The organism is Stomatobaculum longum (assembly GCA_000242235.1).
GTDB lineage: Bacteria > Bacillota > Clostridia > Lachnospirales > Lachnospiraceae > Moryella > Moryella longum.
This window is the reverse complement of record JH590862.1, coordinates 238,005-254,271: the sequence shown is the minus strand read 5'-3', so window position 1 is coordinate 254,271 and position 16,267 is coordinate 238,005. Positions and strand designations below refer to the sequence as shown.

At 57.0% G+C, this 16,267-nt stretch carries 17 protein-coding genes; 16 read left to right on the top strand and 1 reads right to left on the bottom strand.

The window, feature by feature from the left end:
• Nucleotides 1-5 precede the first annotated feature (5 nt).
• The 9 genes from map to HMPREF9623_RS04010 all read left to right on the top strand — a co-directional run bounded on the left by map (nucleotide 6) and on the right by HMPREF9623_RS04010 (nucleotide 6,242).
• Nucleotides 6-782 carry a type I methionyl aminopeptidase gene (map, locus tag HMPREF9623_RS04055; RefSeq protein WP_009532623.1) on the top strand — a complete coding sequence of 259 codons (777 nt, stop codon included), beginning with the start codon at nucleotides 6-8 and terminating at the stop codon, nucleotides 780-782.
• A 17-nt stretch (nucleotides 783-799) separates the two neighbouring features.
• Nucleotides 800-1,018, top strand: a complete 219-nt coding sequence (gene infA / locus HMPREF9623_RS04050; RefSeq protein WP_009532622.1) for a translation initiation factor IF-1 — start codon at nucleotides 800-802, stop codon at nucleotides 1,016-1,018.
• A 92-nt stretch (nucleotides 1,019-1,110) separates the two neighbouring features.
• The gene (gene rpmJ / locus HMPREF9623_RS04045) at nucleotides 1,111-1,224 is read left to right on the top strand and encodes a 50S ribosomal protein L36 (RefSeq protein ID WP_009532621.1); all 114 of its coding nucleotides are present in this window, start codon (nucleotides 1,111-1,113) and stop codon (nucleotides 1,222-1,224) included.
• 36 nt (nucleotides 1,225-1,260) lie between these two features.
• Nucleotides 1,261-1,629 (top strand): 30S ribosomal protein S13, encoded by a 369-nt coding sequence (rpsM, locus tag HMPREF9623_RS04040; protein ID WP_009532620.1) that lies wholly within the window; start codon nucleotides 1,261-1,263, stop codon nucleotides 1,627-1,629.
• A 103-nt stretch (nucleotides 1,630-1,732) separates the two neighbouring features.
• Nucleotides 1,733-2,125 (top strand): 30S ribosomal protein S11, encoded by a 393-nt coding sequence (rpsK, locus tag HMPREF9623_RS04035; RefSeq protein WP_330362064.1) that lies wholly within the window; start codon nucleotides 1,733-1,735, stop codon nucleotides 2,123-2,125.
• Between the two features lie 15 nt (nucleotides 2,126-2,140).
• Nucleotides 2,141-2,734, top strand: coding sequence for a 30S ribosomal protein S4 (gene rpsD, locus HMPREF9623_RS04030; protein ID WP_009532618.1), 594 nt, complete (start codon nucleotides 2,141-2,143; stop codon nucleotides 2,732-2,734).
• 99 nt (nucleotides 2,735-2,833) lie between these two features.
• The gene (locus tag HMPREF9623_RS04025; protein WP_009532617.1) at nucleotides 2,834-3,820 is read left to right on the top strand and encodes a DNA-directed RNA polymerase subunit alpha; all 987 of its coding nucleotides are present in this window, start codon (nucleotides 2,834-2,836) and stop codon (nucleotides 3,818-3,820) included.
• 99 nt (nucleotides 3,821-3,919) lie between these two features.
• Nucleotides 3,920-4,447: a bL17 family ribosomal protein gene (locus tag HMPREF9623_RS04020; protein WP_009532616.1), complete on the top strand. Its 528-nt coding sequence runs from the start codon at nucleotides 3,920-3,922 to the stop codon at nucleotides 4,445-4,447.
• 562 nt (nucleotides 4,448-5,009) lie between these two features.
• A complete protein-coding gene (locus tag HMPREF9623_RS04010) occupies nucleotides 5,010-6,242 on the top strand; it encodes an N-acetylmuramoyl-L-alanine amidase family protein (protein ID WP_009532615.1) in 1,233 nt (410 codons plus the stop codon).
• 67 nt (nucleotides 6,243-6,309) lie between these two features.
• On the opposite strand, the gene HMPREF9623_RS10825 is transcribed toward HMPREF9623_RS04010, so the two are convergent.
• A complete protein-coding gene (locus tag HMPREF9623_RS10825) occupies nucleotides 6,310-6,666 on the bottom strand; it encodes a hypothetical protein (RefSeq protein WP_009532614.1) in 357 nt (118 codons plus the stop codon).
• Between the two features lie 212 nt (nucleotides 6,667-6,878).
• Here HMPREF9623_RS10825 and HMPREF9623_RS04000 point away from each other — a divergent pair, with 212 nt between their 5' ends.
• Genes HMPREF9623_RS04000 through HMPREF9623_RS03970 form a run of 7 tightly spaced genes read left to right on the top strand, consistent with a single transcriptional unit; the run spans nucleotide 6,879 to nucleotide 16,262 of the window.
• Nucleotides 6,879-8,816 (top strand): thiamine pyrophosphate-binding protein, encoded by a 1,938-nt coding sequence (locus HMPREF9623_RS04000; protein WP_009532613.1) that lies wholly within the window; start codon nucleotides 6,879-6,881, stop codon nucleotides 8,814-8,816.
• Complete coding sequence (locus HMPREF9623_RS03995; protein WP_009532612.1) at nucleotides 8,813-9,799, top strand: NAD-dependent epimerase/dehydratase family protein; 987 nt, start codon at nucleotides 8,813-8,815, stop codon at nucleotides 9,797-9,799. Before HMPREF9623_RS04000 ends, HMPREF9623_RS03995 begins: the two co-directional genes overlap by 4 nt.
• Before the next feature lie 14 nt (nucleotides 9,800-9,813).
• On the top strand, nucleotides 9,814-10,962 hold the full coding sequence (locus tag HMPREF9623_RS03990; protein ID WP_009532611.1) for a class I SAM-dependent methyltransferase: 1,149 nt from the start codon (nucleotides 9,814-9,816) through the stop codon (nucleotides 10,960-10,962).
• The gene (locus HMPREF9623_RS03985) at nucleotides 10,959-12,050 is read left to right on the top strand and encodes a zinc-binding dehydrogenase (protein ID WP_009532610.1); all 1,092 of its coding nucleotides are present in this window, start codon (nucleotides 10,959-10,961) and stop codon (nucleotides 12,048-12,050) included. Before HMPREF9623_RS03990 ends, HMPREF9623_RS03985 begins: the two co-directional genes overlap by 4 nt.
• Complete coding sequence (locus tag HMPREF9623_RS03980; RefSeq protein WP_009532609.1) at nucleotides 12,047-13,006, top strand: glycosyltransferase family 2 protein; 960 nt, start codon at nucleotides 12,047-12,049, stop codon at nucleotides 13,004-13,006. The genes HMPREF9623_RS03985 and HMPREF9623_RS03980 overlap by 4 nt, the downstream gene beginning before the upstream one ends.
• On the top strand, nucleotides 13,003-15,234 hold the full coding sequence (locus HMPREF9623_RS03975) for a glycosyltransferase family 2 protein (protein WP_009532608.1): 2,232 nt from the start codon (nucleotides 13,003-13,005) through the stop codon (nucleotides 15,232-15,234). Before HMPREF9623_RS03980 ends, HMPREF9623_RS03975 begins: the two co-directional genes overlap by 4 nt.
• Nucleotides 15,231-16,262 (top strand): glycosyltransferase family 2 protein, encoded by a 1,032-nt coding sequence (locus tag HMPREF9623_RS03970; protein ID WP_009532607.1) that lies wholly within the window; start codon nucleotides 15,231-15,233, stop codon nucleotides 16,260-16,262. The genes HMPREF9623_RS03975 and HMPREF9623_RS03970 overlap by 4 nt, the downstream gene beginning before the upstream one ends.
• Nucleotides 16,263-16,267: the final 5 nt, after the last annotated feature.

Sequence of the window (16,267 nt, the reverse complement as noted above, 5' to 3'; positions counted from 1 at the left end):
AAGAAATGGCAGTGACGGTAAAATCGGAACATGAGATTCAGTTGATGCGGGAGGCGGGTGAAATTCTCGCCAAGGTGCACGAGGAGCTCCATGCGGCGCTGAAGCCGGGCATGACGACCCTCGAGATCGACAGACTCTGCGAGAAGCTGATTCGGGGCTATGATTGCATTCCCTCGTTTCTCGGCTATGAGGGCTATCCCGCGAGTGTCTGTGTCTCCGTGAACGATGAAATTGTCCACGGCATTCCCTCGAAGAAGCGCGTGATCCGCGAGGGCGACATTGTCTCGCTCGACACCGGTGTGATCTGGAAGGGCTGGCAGAGCGATGCGGCCAGAACCTGGGGCATCGGCGAAATCTCGAAAGAGGCGCAGGATCTGATTGATGTGACGCGGGAATCTTTCTTTGCGGGACTCCGCTTTGCAAAGGCGGGCAATCACTTAAACGATATCTGCGGTGCAATCGGCGATTACGCCGAAGAGCGCGGCTACGGCGTCGTGAGAGACTTAGTTGGCCACGGCATCGGCACCGAGATGCATGAGGATCCGGAAGTTCCGAATTTCCGCATGAACCGCAAGGGTATCCGCCTGCAGGCGGGCATGACCCTGGCCCTGGAGCCGATGATCACCATCGGAACCTACGAAGTGGATTGGGGCGATGACGGCTGGACCGTGACCACGGCCGACGGCAGTCTCGCAGCCCACTACGAGAACACAATTCTGATTACGGACGGCGAACCGGAGATTTTATCGCTCGGCAAGAACGATCCGGACAGAGTGCATTAAACCGAAAGGACAGTAGGATGTCAAAGACCGACGTAATCCAGCTGGAAGGCAAGGTCATTGAGAAGCTGCCGAATGCGATGTTTCAGGTAGAACTGGAAAATGGTCACCAGGTGCTCGCACACATTTCCGGCAAGCTCAGAATGAATTATATCCGCATACTCCCGGGCGACCGGGTGACGGTGGAATTATCCCCCTATGACCTCAACAAGGCCAGAATCACTTGGAGAAATAAATAATCTGCGGAAGTGTGCAATAGGCTTGTAAAGCAGATTCAAAACTGCTATACTACTATGGCGACTTTGTTGGCAGATGAAAGGAGTATCACACAATGAAAGTCAGATCTTCAGTCAAGCCGATGTGCGAGAAGTGCAAAGTCATCAAGCGCAAGGGCTCCGTCAGAATCATCTGCGAGAACCCGAAGCACAAGCAGAGACAAGGCTAAGACGCAGCAAAAATAATACAGGAGGAAGACAGCACAATGGCTCGTATTTCAGGCGTTGATTTACCGAGAGAGAAGCGTGTTGAAATCGGACTCACCTATATCTATGGTATCGGTGTGACGAGTTCCAACAGAATTCTGTCCCAGGCCGGCGTGGATCCGAACACGAGAGTCAAGGATCTCACCGATGACGAAGTCAAGAAGATTGCCGAAGTGATCGCTGAAACTCAGGTTGTCGAAGGTGATCTGAGAAGACAGATCGCTATGGACATCAAGAGACTCACCGAAATCGGCTGCTATCGCGGAATTCGCCATCGCAAGGGCTTGCCCGTTCGCGGTCAGAGAACCAAGACGAATGCAAGAACCTGCAAAGGCCCGAAGAAAACCGTTGCTAATAAGAAGAAGTAATTTTAGTAACCGCAGAATTGAATCACGTTGCATGTTTTAACGACAGGAGCGAACTTGGTTCAAGTAAACGAGAAAGTAGGTTAGTTTAATGGCAAAGCAGCAGATGTCAAGCGCGAAGAAGGCGTCCGCCAAGAAGCGCGTTAAGAAAAACGTTGAACGCGGCCAGGCACACATTCAGTCTTCGTTTAACAACACGATTGTTACGCTGACCGATTTACAGGGCAATGCGCTGTCCTGGGCAAGTGCCGGTGGCCTTGGATTCAGAGGTTCAAAGAAATCTACTCCGTATGCAGCTTCCGTGGCTGCAGAGACTGCCGCAAAAGCAGCTATCATCCATGGTTTAAAGTCTGTCGACGTGATGGTGAAGGGTCCGGGTTCCGGGCGTGAAGCCGCAATCCGCGCGCTCTCGGCGTGTGGCATTGAGGTGACCAGCATTAAGGACGTGACCCCGGTTCCGCACAACGGATGCCGTCCGCCGAAGCGCAGAAGAGTATAATCAGGAGGTAGAAAAGTGGCAGTTAACAGAGTTCCTGTTCTTAAAAGATGCAGATCTCTCGGCCTGGAGCCTGGATTCCTCGGCATCGATAAAAGATCCAACAGAGAATTGAGAAGAGCAAACCGCAAGATGAGCGAGTACGGTTCTCAGCTTCGCGAGAAGCAGAAGGCAAAGTTCATCTACGGTGTGCTGGAGAAGCCGTTCCGCAACTATTTCGAGAAGGCGTCCCGCATGAAGGGACAGGTCGGTGAGAATCTGATGATTCTTCTCGAGAGCAGACTGGACAATGTGATCTTCCGCCTCGGCTGGGCAAGAACCAGAAGAGAGGCTCGTCAGATTGTCGGTCACAGACACGTTCTTGTGAACGGCAAGATTGTGAACATCCCCTCCTACCTGATCAAGGCCGGCGATACGGTTGAGATTAAGGAGAAGGCGAAGTCTTCGGAGCGCTACAAGGAGATTATCGAGATGACCTCCGGTCGCATTGTGCCGACCTGGCTTGAGTCCGATAAGGAGAATCTGAAGGGCGCAGTCAAGGCACTGCCGTCCCGCGAGGAAATCGACGTTCCGGTCGATGAACTGCAGATCGTTGAGTTGTACTCCAAGTAATATGTCTACCGCTAGGGAGTCTCTGTTTGAGAGACTCCCTAAGTGGGACTTTTCGGAGTGTTTCCATGCGTGGCCAAAGATTTAAAGGGGGTATCATTCTTGTTCGAATTTCAGAAACCAAATATCGAGATTGCTGAGATCTCCGAAGACAAAACGTTTGGCCGTTTCATCTGTGAACCGCTGGAGAGAGGCTATGGTCTGACGCTGGGCAATTCCCTGCGCCGCATTATGCTCTCGTCCCTGCCGGGCACGGCGGTTAGTCAGGTGAAGATTGCCGGTGTGCTCCATGAGTTCTCGTCCATCCCCCAGGTCAAGGAAGATGTGACGGAAATCATCATGAACATCAAGAGCCTTGCAATCAAGAATCATTCTTCCTCGAAAGAGCCGAAGACCGCCTACATTGATTTTGAGGGCGAGGGCGTGGTCACCGCAGCAGACATCCAGTGCGATGCGGACATTGAGATTCTGAACAAGAATCAGGTCATCGCGACCATTTCCGGCGGCAGCACGAAGTTCTCGGCAGAACTCACGATCACAAGCGGACGCGGCTATGTCAGCGCGGAGAAGAATAAAGCGCAGGGCGACCTGCCGATCGGCGTGATTGCGGTGGATTCCATCTACACGCCGGTAGAGCGCGTCAACATGCGCGTCGAGAATACCCGTGTCGGTCAGATGACGGACTACGATAAGCTGACCCTTGACGTATTTACCAACGGAACGGCGGCGCCGGACGAGGCGGTGAGCCTCGCGGCCAAGGTGCTCTCAGAGCATCTGAGCCTTTTCGTGGATCTCTCGGAGAATGCACGCAGAGTCGAGGTCATGTCCGAGAAGAAGAGCGACGAGAAGGAGAAAGTGCTCGAGATGAACATCGACGAGCTCGAGCTCTCGGTGCGCTCTTACAACTGCCTGAAGCGCGCGGGCATCAACACGGTTGAAGAGCTGATCAGCAAGACGCCGGAAGATATGATGAAAGTGCGCAACCTCGGCAAGAAGTCCCTCGATGAAGTTCTGGAGAAACTCGCGGATCTGAATCTGCAGCTGCGCCAGAGCGAGGAGACCGAAGAAGAGGAAGAAGAAGAGCAATAACAGGCTGCCCGGCAAGACAGCGGCAGCCCCTGAGTATGGTGCGATTCCGATGAGTCCCGATATGGCACGGATCGCGCTCCCAAACGGAGGAGAAAACCAATGGCAAAGTACAGAAAGCTTGGACGCAAAACGGATGTGAGACTGGCTCTCCTGAGAAGTCAGGCGACGGCGCTCATCGCAAACGGCAAGATTGTGACGACCGAGGCGAGAGCAAAGGAAGTCAGAAAGATGGTCGAGCCCCTCATTGCGCTGGCAGTGAAGGAGAAGGACAACTTCGAGACCGTGAGCGTCACGGCTAAAGTGCCGCGCAAGGATGCAAACGGCAAGCGCGTCAGAGAAGAGAAGGACGGCAAGAGAGTCGTTGTCTATGACACGGTTCAGAAGGAAATCAAGAAGGACAAGCCGTCCAGAATGAACGCGAGACGCCACATGCTCGCGAAGCTCTACGCAGTCGGCGAGTTCGATCCGAAGCACAAGAAGGCAGGCAAGAAGGTTGACCTTGTTGCGAAGCTCTTCGATGAGTACGGACCGAAGTATGAGAGCAGAAAGGGTGGTTACACCCGCATCGTAAAGATCGGCCTGAGAAAGGGCGATGCAGCGATGGAAGTGCTGCTCGAGCTGGTCTAAGCAGAATCCGAAGCATTTTTCGAATACCGGTTTTCCGCAAGGAAAGCCGGTATTTTTTTGCGGTGATATAGAATCCAAAAAAGTTATAGGGGAAGAGAGTCGGTAGCACCCCGCAGCGCCGGTAAAATCAAGTGTTGTGAGGGCCTTGGCTTCTTTGAAACAGGAGGAGGACGGACAAAAAGAGTTGCTAAAAAGAGCGTCAAGCTCTTGCGATACAGAGCTTTTTCTGCGTACATCTTCCTTTCACCGGAATGGCCGGGGGAAATGTAGGGGAACATACTGTCTTTCTTGCGGCGAATCTTGTGGAGTGATAGGATAAAAAGAGTCGGTAAAAAATGTTCCTTGCACCGGAATGGCCGGAGGAAAAGGTCAGGAAGCATACGGTCTGTTCTTCCTGTGGCGGGCCTTGTATGAAAGAGGGGCAGAGCAGAGAGGCAGAGCTCATCGAATGGCGGAGTGCACAGAAAAGGAGTGGTATGAGTGGCTTGTTCTGACCGGAAATATTCGGTATACTTAACAGGAAGAAAACTGTTTGTACCATTTGCACAGAAGGAGGTGTCAGATGAGACCGAGAAAGATACTTTTGTCAGCATTGACTGTGGCGCTGTTGTCGGCCTTTGCCGCGGTACCGGCGCTAGCCGCTTCCAAGCAGAAAATCGGGAGTGTGCGTCTCAATGCGAAGAACCGGATTGAGACGGGCGGAAGCATCACGCGGGACGGCGTTGTGCAGGGAGATCCCGCCAAGGGCGAACTGGGGGTCTGGGTGAATGCGGATTCCTATCAGCTAGAGAGCGTGCGCGTAACCGGCGGTGTCGGCGACAATCTGCCGGTCGGCAGTGTCATCAGCGTCGAGGCAGTGCTCCGGACCACGGACAGCGACAGGAGTTTTTCGCAGACTTTAAGCGAGAGCGATGTGCACCTCTCCGACAATGCGGTTAAGGTGACAGAGCTTCGGCGCAGCAAGACGCGCCTGATTGTGGGACTTCGCTTCCCGGGCATCAAGGGCGATTTTGCGGAGCCGGAGGGCGTCAGCTGGCAGAAGGGCGCGCTCGGCCAGGCGAGCTGGCGCGAGCCCGCAAACACGAGCGGTAGCTATGAGCTTGTGCTCCGGCGCGGCGGCGACATTGTGAAGCGCGTCTTCGGCGTGACAGGCAACAGCTATAACTTTTATCCGTACATGACGAAGAGCGGAAACTACAGCTTCCGCATTCGCACCGAGGCAAAGGGCAGCGGTAAGAGTTCCGGCTTCACGGAGTCGGAGACGCAGAAGGTCAACGCCGCGCAGGTCTCGAACGGTCAGGGTGCAGTCTGGGATCAGACCGGCAAGGGCGACGGCAGCAATATCGAGAAGGCAGGCTGGATTCAGAGCGGCGGCGCCTGGATGTACCGCTTCCCGGATGGCAGCTTTAAGAAAGACGGCTTTGAGAAAATCGAGGGCAAGTGGTATTTCTTCAGTTCCGAGGGGAAAATGCGCACCGGTTGGGCGCGCGCTGTCTCGGGCTGGTATTACTTCGCGGAGAGCGGAGAGATGCTGAGCGGCTGGCAGGATGTGAACGGAAAGATGTACTATCTGAATGCGGACCCGGATTCGGCGACCTACGGTAAGATGGCAGCCAATGAGCTGATTGTCGACGGCAACAAGTACTACTACGCGCTCGCGGACGGACAGAGAGCCAAGGGCTGGGTGCAGCTCGGCGACCACTGGTCTTACTTCTACCCGGAGAGCGGGGAGATGGCGCGGAATACGACGGTGGACACATTCTATGTGGACGCGGACGGCGCGTGGCGGCATTAAAGGGCAAGAAAAAAAGAAGTGCAGTTGCGCTTCTTTTTTCTTGCCTTGACTTAAGGAAACGATTGCCTTACCACTCGTGAACTTTAATCATGCGGCCGTCATCATCCACATCATAATTCAGGACCTTGGTATTCCGCGCAAGTGCGCCTGTCTCCGGGTAAAAATAATACCAGTCTCCGTTGATTTTATCCCAGCCGGAATTTCTGACTCCTTTTTTAAAGTAGTAGAAATTTCCGTCTTTGTCCTGCACCCAGCCGGAGACTGCTTTACCGTCTTTTCCGGTGACAGCGACACCTTGCGCTGTTTTGGTGAGAACATAGCTGTTTGCATCAACGAGCGTATGCGCCGCAAATGCGGGAACTGCCTGTGACATGGAAAGGACCAGCGCGAACAGCAGAGCAATTCGCAACCCTTTTTTCTTCATGCTTTAATCCTCCTTTCCCCTTTCGTCAGAATAATTATACCAGATTTTTGCGGTGTGAAAAGCGACTTAGGAGAGCTGTAAACATATTGTAAGGAATTCTTCCGTGTTTACGGCGGCAGGCGTATTCTATGCAGCATATGTGCTTTGTGGTATACTTTCAAGGGTATGCCATCAGACGGGTGGCAAGAAAAAGTTGCAAGCCGGAGGAGAAAATGCGGATTAAAGTCAGCAACTACATTGCGAGAAAACTGGTAGAGAGCGGCATTGTGCGCGGGTTCAGTGTCGTGGGCGGCGGTGCGATGCACTTAAACAATGCCCTCGGCCATGAAGACGGCCTCACAATCACTTATAACCACCACGAGCAGGCCTGTGCGATTGCAGCGGAGTGCTACGCGCGCATCAACAACAAGCCCGCCGTGGTCTGCGTGACCACGGGACCCGGCGGCACGAATGCGTTGACCGGTGTGGTCGGCGCGTGGCTGGACTCGATTCCGATGCTTGTGCTCTCGGGGCAGATCCGGACGGACTGGACGGCGCGCATGTCGGGTGTGCATATCCGCGCGCTCGGCGACCAGGAGTTTGATATCTGCAAGTCGGTCGCGGCGATGACCAAGTACTGTGAGATGGTAACGGATCCGCTGCGCATCCGCTACTGCCTCGAGAAAGCGCTGTACCTCGCGGAGAGCGGCAGACCGGGTCCGACCTGGCTTGACATTCCGCTCGATGTGCAGGGCGCCTTTGTGGAGACAGACGAGCTCCCGGGCTTTGACCCCGGGAACTACGAGGCGGGCGGCGACGGCTTTGCGGCACCCTCGACGCATAAAATTCCCGAGGACGAGGCGGGGAAGGGCGAGTACCGTGCTGCGCTGCCGAAAAAGGTGACACGGGAACTTGCGGAGGAAATCATTGACCGCATTGCCGCGTCCAAGCGCCCGGTCTTTAACGCGGGCAACGGTATCCGGATTGCGAATGCGCACGCGGAATTCCTTGCGGTCGCGCGGAAACTCGGCATTCCGGTCGTGGTCGGCTGGGATTCCGAGGACTGCCTCCCGAGCGACGACCCGCTCTACGCGGGACGCCCGGGCAACTTCGGCGATAGACCGGGTAACTTTGCGGTTCAGAACGCGGACCTGGTCTTCTCGGTGGGCTCTCGCCTCAGCGTGCGCCAGGTCGGTTTCCAGTCGAAGGCGTGGGCGCGCGAGGCCTTCACGATTGTGAACGACATCGACGCAGAGGAGCTGAAGAAGCCCACCATCCACGTCTCGCTTCCGGTTCATGCGGATGCAAAGGATCTCTTGACAGTCATGAACGAGTTGTTGGATGAAAGACAGACACCAATTTTCGGCGGCGGCGAGGGGCTCCGCGGCATGAGCTGGAGCGAGACCTGCAAGTACTGGGTGAAGCGCTATCCGGTCGTGCAGGAGAAGCACTTAGCGGTTCCTGCTTCGCGCCCGGCAAATGTCTATGCGCTGATTCGGAAGCTCGGCGATGCGGTGAAGGAGAACACGATCACCGTGGTCGGAAACGGCTCCGCCTGCGTGGTCGGCGGTCATGCCTACCGGATTAAGAAGGGGCAGCGCTTCATCTCGAATTCCGCAATCGCTTCGATGGGCTACGATCTTCCGGCGGCCATCGGTGCGGCGAAGGCAAACGAGGATCGCGAGTGCTATGAGCGCGACATCGTCCTCCTGACCGGCGACGGCAGCATTATGATGAACCTGCAGGAACTGCAGACCATCTCCGGCGCAAAGATGCCGATTAAAATTTTCCTGATTAACAACGACGGTTATCACTCGATTCGACAGACCGAGCGGAACTTCTTCGGCGACCAGAAACTGGTCGGCATCGGCAGCGACAGCGGGGATCTCAGCTTCCCGTCTTTCGAAAAGATTGCGGCGGCGTTCGAGCTGCCCTATGTCGCGGCGCGGAATAACGATGAGATTGATGCGGCGTTACAAAAGACCCTCGCGGCAGAGGGACCGATTCTCTGCGAGGTCTTCGTGGACACGGACCAGAACTTTGAGCCGAAGTCCGGCGGCAAGCGTCTGCCGGACGGAACGATGGTGAGCCCGCCGCTCGAGGAGCTGACGCCGTTCCTCAGCGAGGAAGAGCTTGATGAGAATATGATTGTGCCGAGGTATCGGCCGTGAGAGTGCTCTTAAGCGGTGCAAGCAGCTTCTTGGGGCTTGCACTCGCAAAAGAGCTGCTCGACGCGGGACATGAAGTGTTCGCGCCGCTCCGGGATAAGCCGGGGCGAGCGGGCCTGCCGCTCACGGGAGCCGGCTTTCACCTGTTTTCCGGCGACATGGAGGATAGGGCAGCGCTGCGGCAAAATCTGGAGCGGGAACTGACGGCAGCGGGGGCGCTGCCGTTAGATGTCTGTTTCCATCTCGCCTGGGGTGGCGTGGGACAGCGCGGACGCATGGACCGGGAGATCCAGGACAGAAATCTCGCGGCCTCGGAGGACATGGTAGCGCTCGCGGCGGAATTCGGCGCGAAGCGCTTTCTGTTTGCGGGCTCGCAGGCCGAGTACGGCGTCACCTTGGAGCGCGTGCAGCGCGGGGAGATGCCGGGCACGGCGATTGACGAGCGGACGCCCTGCTGTCCGATTTCGGAGTACGGGCGCGCCAAGCTCGCCTTTTCGGCGCGCGGGGGGGAGATGGCGGCGCGACTCGGCGCGGACTACCGTCACCTTCGCATTTTCTCGGTCTACGGGCCGGGAGACCATGAGACTTCGCTGGTCGCGTCGGCTGTCCGCGCAGCACGGACAGGAGAGACAGCGACATTCAGCCTCTGCGCGCAGCAGTGGAACTTTCTGGCGCTTGCCGACGCCGTGCGGGCCCTTCGCCTGCTCGGCGAGGCAGAAGTGCTCCGGACTGACGGCAACCCGGTCTTCAATGTCGGCAGTCTCGATACCAGAGAACTTCGGCGCTTTGTGGAGGAAATTTTTGAGACAGCGGGCAAACCCGCTTCGCTTGCGCACTTTGCGCCGCGGGAGACAGGGCCGGAGGGAACGCCTTATCTCGCGCCGGATATCGCGAAATTATTGCGGAACATTGACTGGACGCCCGAAATCAGCTTTCGCGCGGGCGTGCGGGAGTTGCTCTCGGATACCGTCAACGGAGAGAACTGAGGGAGGAAACAGACGTGAAGAGATGTATTGCCTGCGGTGCGCCGCTTTCCGCGGAGCCGCTGCTTACCATTGAGAACATGCCCGCCGCGGCGCAGCATCTGCCGCGTCCGGAAGATGCGGCGACCGAGCGCGGCGTCACACTCAGGCTCTGCGCCTGCACGGGCTGCGGGCTCACGCAGCTCGACACCGAGCCGGTTTCCTACTACCGCGATGTGATACGCTCCGGCGGCTATTCCGAGACCATGGACAAGCTTCGCCGCGCGCAGTACGACGCCTGGATTCCGGCCTTTCACTTAGAGGGCAAGAAGATACTGGAGGCCGGCTGCGGGCAGGGCGAGTTTCTTTCCATCCTCGCGGCGTATCCGGTCAAAGCCTACGGGATGGAGCACTTTCACGAGCTTGTGGTAAAGGCGCGCGAAAAGGGCCTCACGGTCGCGGAGGAGTATCCGGAGCGGGAGGATCAGGTTTTTGAGAACGGACCCTTTGACGCCTTCACTTCGTTTAATTTTCTTGAGCACCAGCCGGACCCGGCGGCCTATCTCCGCGCGATTGCAAACAATCTGACGGCGGGCGGCGCAGGTCTTGTGACGGTGCCGAGCTTTGAGTACATTCTCGAAGAGAACAGCTTCTACGAGTTCATTCCGGACCATCTCTCCTATTTCACCGAGGACAGCTTAAGTTCTCTCTTGAACCGCTGCGGCTTTGACGTCCTAAAAAAAGAACGCGTGAACCGCGATACGATTTCGGTCTGGATCAAAAAGAAGGCGAGACCGGATGTTTCGGGGCTCATTGAGAAGCAAAAGAGCATTGCGCGGGACATCACCGGGCTTGTGAATGAGGCGGCGGCGCGCGGCAAGGTCGCAATCTGGGGCGCTTCGCACCAGGGCTTTTCGATTGCGGCCTCCCTCGGACTCGGCGATAAAATCTGCTACATCATCGACTCCGCGCCCTTTAAGCAGGGACACATTGCCCCCTCTTCGCACATCCCGATTGTCTCGCCGGACGCAGCAGCGGCGGACCCGGCGACTTGTATTTTGATTGTCGCGCCGGGCTACACCGAGGAGATTGCGGCGCGCATCTGCGAGAAGTTTCCGGCAGGCACCGAGATTTGGACGCTCCGGAGCGATGTACCCGAGCGACTCACAGACAGGAGAGAGGCATGAGAGCATTTGTACTGGAGAGACCCGGGCAGGCGACGCTCATTGACAGCGCGCCGTATCCATTGCTCGAGGAGCCGTACGGCGCCGTTCTGGAGCCGGTGGTTGTGGCGCCCTGCAGCTCGGATGTCAACACGGTCTACGGAAGCGGTTCCAAAAAGCCGGACAACCTGATTCTCGGGCATGAGTGCATTGCGCGGGTCAAGGCGGTTGCAAGCCGCGTGCGGGACTTTCAGGTCGGCGATTTGGTCGCGGTGCCGGCCATCACGCCGGACTGGCGGAATGTCGAAATTCAGGAGGGAAATGACCGCCATGCGGGGCGACCCTTCTCGGGCAATGCGCTCGGGCGGAGCATTCCGGGCGTCTTTGCCGAGGCATTCGGCATTGCGGATGCCGACACGACGCTCGCAAAACTGCCGGAGGGCGTGCGCCTCGAGGACGCGCTGATGTGCGTCGACATGGTGACGACAGGCTTTACCGGCGTTGAGGCAGCGGAACTCAAATTCGGCGACACGGTCGTGGTGCTCGGCATCGGCGCGGTGGGACTTATGGCCGTGCAGGGCGCCGCACTGCAGGGGGCTGCGGAGATTTATGCGGTCGGCACGCGGGAAATCAGCGTGCGGCGCGCCCTCGAATTCGGCGCGACAGAGGTGCTGAGTTATAAGGACGGCGATATCCGGGAGCAGATTATGGCGAGAACCGGCGGACGGGGCGCGGATGCGGTCTTTGTCTGCGGCGGCAACGACGATACCTTTCGGGAGGCTGTCGACATGGTGCGCTACGGCATCGGCCGCGTCGTGAACTTAAAGCATTATCCCGGAGACGGCGATATCGGGATTCCGAAGTTTTCCGGCGGCAGAGGGATGGCGGGAAAGACCGTCCATCTGGAGCTCTGCAGGGGCGGAAGAGCGCGGATGGAGCGGCTTCTGCGCCTTGTGAAGGCCGGAAGAATAGAGCCCGGGCGCATGGTCACGCATAAGCTCGAGGGCTTTCCGGCACTTGCGGAAGGGCTCGAACTCATGCGGCGAAAACCGCAGGATTTAATCAAGGTGATGGTGCGCCTTTCGCCGGGAGGAGAGGAACAGCAGGCATGAAAAAAATCAGCGTTGTGATTCCCTGCTATAACGAAGAGGAAAATGTCGGGCCGATGGCGGAAACGCTCGTGGGCCTCTTTCGGCATGAGCTCGCAGCCTATGACTACGAGCTCATCTTCATTGACAACGATTCGCAGGACAGAACCAGAGAATATCTCCGCGCGCTCTGTGCGGAGAATCATAAAATCAAGGCGATTTTTAACGCCAAAAACTTCGGGCAGTTCAACTCGCCCTACTACGGGATGCTCCAGTCGACCGGCGATGCGACGGTGCTGATGGCAGCGGATTTCCAGGACCCGCCCGAGATGATTGTGAAATATGTCGCGGCCTGGGAAGAGGGCTACAAAATCGCAATCGGCATCAAGACCCACAGCGCGGAGAATCCGCTCATGTACCACCTCCGCTCGCTCTACTACAAGTGGATCCGGAAGCTCTCCGAGGTGGATCAGATTGAGCACTTCACGGGCTTCGGACTCTACGACAAGAGCTTTATTCAGGTGCTCCGGGATCTCGATGACCCGACGCCCTTCCTCCGCGGCATTGTCGCGGAACTCGGCTACCGCCGGAAGGAAATCCCCTACGACCAGCCGAAGCGCCGCGCGGGCAAGACGAGCAACAATCTCTATAAGCTCTACGACGCAGCCATGCTCTCGGTGACCTCCTATACGAAGTTCGGCCTGCGCCTTGCGACCTTTCTCGGCGGTATCACCCTGGTGGTGAGCGTTGTAATCGCGCTCATCTACCTTGTGATGAAGCTCCTCTACTGGGATCGCTTCCAGGCGGGACTTGCGCCGCTTTTAATCGGCATGCTCTTTCTCGGCGCGGTGCAGATTTTCTTCATCGGCATGGTCGGTGAGTATGTGCTGACGATTAACCAGCGCGTCATGAAGCGCCCGCTGGTGGTCGAGGCGGAGCGACTTAATTTTGAAAGCGAAGACGCGGAGGAGACGCGATGAAGTACAGAGTCGATGTGGTGCGCATTCGGGAAAACTACATCACCCTAAACGGCTGGGCCATCGGGCGGAACCCGGGGAGCGAGGCGACATTTTCGGTCGAGGATGAGGCACACCGCGCCCTTCCCTTCAAGCTCGTCAGAACGCGGCGGGACGATGTGAGCCAGATCTACTATCACCAAGCCTCGGAAAAAGAATACGGCTTTGACATCCGCTTTCCCTACGAGAGGGGCAAGATTTACTATCTGGTCATTTCTGTCGAGGGGCATAAGGCGCGCATCAAATACAACGAAGAGCTGATTGCGAAGCGTTCTTCGGTAGCGCATAAGCGCATGGAGAAAATCAAGGATCTCTGCAATATGGAGACCGTGCGCGTGGCCTTTGACTATTTTAGGAAGCACGGCTTGAAAAAGCTCTTTTTGAAGTCCAAGAACAAATTGCAGGGCATAGACTCGGATTACGAGTACGCCGAGTGGTACGAAAAGACCAGACCCACGGAGGCGGAGTTACAGCGCCAGCGGGAAACGGTCTTTGACGGTACGGCGCCCCTCTTTTCGATTGTAATTCCGCTCTTTGAGACGCCGACGGTGTATCTGAAGGCGCTCCTCGACTCCCTGCTCGCGCAGACCTATGCGAAGTTTGAGGTCTGTCTCGCGGACGGCAGCCGCCCCGGAAAGGACACGGAGGCTGTCCTCAGGGACTATGCGGCGCGCGATTCGAGAATCCGCTATACGGTACTCGGCGAGAACCGCGGCATCGCGGGCAATACGAATGCGGCGCTTGCCCTCGCGACAGGCGATTTTGCGGTGCTCTGTGACCACGACGACATTCTGCTGCCCGAGGCGCTCTTCTCTTTTGCAGAGGCCATTGTGAAGGAGCCGGAGACCGACTGCCTTTATTCCGACGAGGACAAGCTCGACATGGACGGCGGCTCTCTCTTTGACCCGCATTTTAAGCCGGACTTTAACCCGGATCTGCTCGGCTCGGTCAACTATATCTGCCACCTCTTTGCGGTGCGGAAGAGCCTTCTCGACACGGTCGGGCAGTTTGACGCGGCCTATGACGGCGCCCAGGACTATGACTTTATCTTTCGCGTGACCGAGAAAGCGCGGCACATAGTCCATGTCCCGAAGGTGCTCTACCACTGGCGCTGCCACATGAACTCGACGGCCTCGAACCCGGAGAGCAAGCTCTATGCCTTCGAGGCGGGGGCAAGGGCCATCCGTGCGCACTACGAGCGCGTCTATCCGGAACTCAAGATCAAAGAAGTCAAAAAGGGTGTGGACTACGGCATTTACCACACGATTTTCGAGCTCACGGGAGAGCCCCTGGTCTCGGTGATTATCCCGAACAAGGATCATCGCGAGGATCTCGACAAGGCCGTGCGTTCGCTTCTCGAGAAGGGAACTTACAAGAATCTGGAGTTCATTGTCGTCGAGAACAATTCGACCGATCCCGAGACCTTTGCCTATTATGGGGCGATTCAGAAGGAGTTGCCGCAGGTCAAGGTTGTTTACTACGAGGGCGGCTTTAATTTCTCGAAGATTAATAATTTCGGCGTTCGCTATGCCAAGGGCGAGTATCTGCTCTTTATGAACAACGATGTGGAGCTTATGAATCCCGACACGGTGCGGGAGCTGATCGGCTACGGACAGCGGGAAGATGTCGGCGCGGTCGGCTGCCGCCTCCTCTACGAGGACGATACGATACAGCACGCGGGCGTGGTGATCGGCTTCGGCGGCATTGCGGGGCACACCTTTATCGGCCTCCACGAAGTGCAGAACAGTTACTTCCACCGCGCGCTGACCGCGCAGGACTACTCGGCGGTGACAGCGGCCTGCCTGCTGACAAAAAAGGAACTCTTCCTCTCGGTCGGCGGTTTCACGGAGGAACTTGCGGTCGCGTTCAACGACATTGACTACTGCCTCAAGGTGAGAGCGGCCGGAAAACTGGTGGTCTATAACCCCTATGCGCTGTTACATCACTACGAGTCGAAGTCGCGCGGTCTCGAGGACACGCCGGAAAAAGTGGAGCGCTTTAACCGCGAGGTGGCGCGCTTCATGAAGCGCTGGCCGGAAATCCTCGAAAAAGGAGACCCTTACTACAACCCCAATCTGACACTCCGGAAGTCGAATTTTGCGCTCCGGGATCTCGACAAGGAGAAAATCGGCGAGCCCTATCACATGCCGGGCATCGAAAAATATTTGCGCGAACTGGAGGAAGAGGCGTGAGAGCGGAACAATGGGAGCGCGAGGATGCGCGCGTCACGGTGGTTATCCCGAACTATAACGGCATGAAGTATCTGCCGCAGTGCATTGCGGCGCTTCGGCGTCAGACAGAGCGGGATTTTTCGCTCCTCGTCATGGAAAACGGTTCGACGGACGGGAGCGCGGAATGGCTCCGAGAGGAAGGGATTCCGACTATCTTCAGCGAGAAAAATCTGGGCTTTGCGGGCGGCGTAAACCGCGCGGTCCGGGAGGTCAGAACGCCCTATGTACTGCTCTTAAACAACGACACCGAGGTATTTCCGGACTTTGTGCGCGCCCTCGAAGCGAGTATTTCGCGGAACGAGCGCATCTTTTCGGTCAGCGCGATGATGATACGCACGCAGAACCATGATGAAATCGATGACGCCGGAGATTTGGTCTCTCTGCCCGGCTGGGCGTTTCAGCGCGGCACCATGGAGCCCTGCGCGGCCTATGAAAAAGAGGCGGAGGTCTTCTCCGCCTGCGGCGGCGCGGCGATCTACCGGACAGACTTGTACCGGGCACTCGGCGGGCTCGACGAGAGCTACTTTGCCTATCTGGAGGATATAGACCTCGGCTGGCGCGCGAAACTTGCGGGCTACCGGAATCTATACTGCCCGGCGGCCAAGGTGTATCACTTCGGTTCCGCGACCAGCGGCTCGAAATACAATGCGTTTAAGGTGCGGCTCTCCGCGAGAAACCATATTTTCACGATGGCGAAAAACCAGCCGCTCTGGCAGCTCATCTGGAATCTGCCCTTCCTTCTCGGCGGCATTGCCGTAAAGGCAGCTTTCTTCGCGAAGAAGGGCCTGCTTTCCGACTATCTGCGCGGTCTCACGGAGGGGCTCACGGCGCTCCCCGCGCGGGAGAAAACGGATTTCTCGAAGATTCCGACTTCCCGCATGCTCGCAATCGAGTGGGAACTGGTTCTCGGCACCGCCGCCTATGTGAGACACTATGTCTCGCGGGGCGCGAAAAAGGAAGCTGGAAAATCGGCCTCCAATCCAGTATAATTTTC

Excerpts from the sequence above, each read along its gene's own strand:
- HMPREF9623_RS03980 (WP_009532609.1), top strand. The coding sequence starts at position 12,047 with ATGAAAAAAATCAGCGTTGTGATTCCCTGCTATAACGAAGAGGAAAAT.
- HMPREF9623_RS04000 (WP_009532613.1), top strand. The coding sequence starts at position 6,879 with ATGCGGATTAAAGTCAGCAACTACATTGCGAGAAAACTGGTAGAGAGC.
- rpsK (WP_330362064.1), top strand. The coding sequence starts at position 1,733 with ATGTCAAGCGCGAAGAAGGCGTCCGCCAAGAAGCGCGTTAAGAAAAAC.
- HMPREF9623_RS10825 (WP_009532614.1), bottom strand. The coding sequence starts at position 6,666 with ATGAAGAAAAAAGGGTTGCGAATTGCTCTGCTGTTCGCGCTGGTCCTT.
- rpsM (WP_009532620.1), top strand. The coding sequence starts at position 1,261 with ATGGCTCGTATTTCAGGCGTTGATTTACCGAGAGAGAAGCGTGTTGAA.
- rpmJ (WP_009532621.1), top strand. The coding sequence starts at position 1,111 with ATGAAAGTCAGATCTTCAGTCAAGCCGATGTGCGAGAAGTGCAAAGTC.
- infA (WP_009532622.1), top strand. The coding sequence starts at position 800 with ATGTCAAAGACCGACGTAATCCAGCTGGAAGGCAAGGTCATTGAGAAG.
- HMPREF9623_RS03975 (WP_009532608.1), top strand. The coding sequence starts at position 13,003 with ATGAAGTACAGAGTCGATGTGGTGCGCATTCGGGAAAACTACATCACC.
- HMPREF9623_RS03985 (WP_009532610.1), top strand. The coding sequence starts at position 10,959 with ATGAGAGCATTTGTACTGGAGAGACCCGGGCAGGCGACGCTCATTGAC.
- map (WP_009532623.1), top strand. The coding sequence starts at position 6 with ATGGCAGTGACGGTAAAATCGGAACATGAGATTCAGTTGATGCGGGAG.
- HMPREF9623_RS04020 (WP_009532616.1), top strand. The coding sequence starts at position 3,920 with ATGGCAAAGTACAGAAAGCTTGGACGCAAAACGGATGTGAGACTGGCT.
- HMPREF9623_RS04010 (WP_009532615.1), top strand. The coding sequence starts at position 5,010 with ATGAGACCGAGAAAGATACTTTTGTCAGCATTGACTGTGGCGCTGTTG.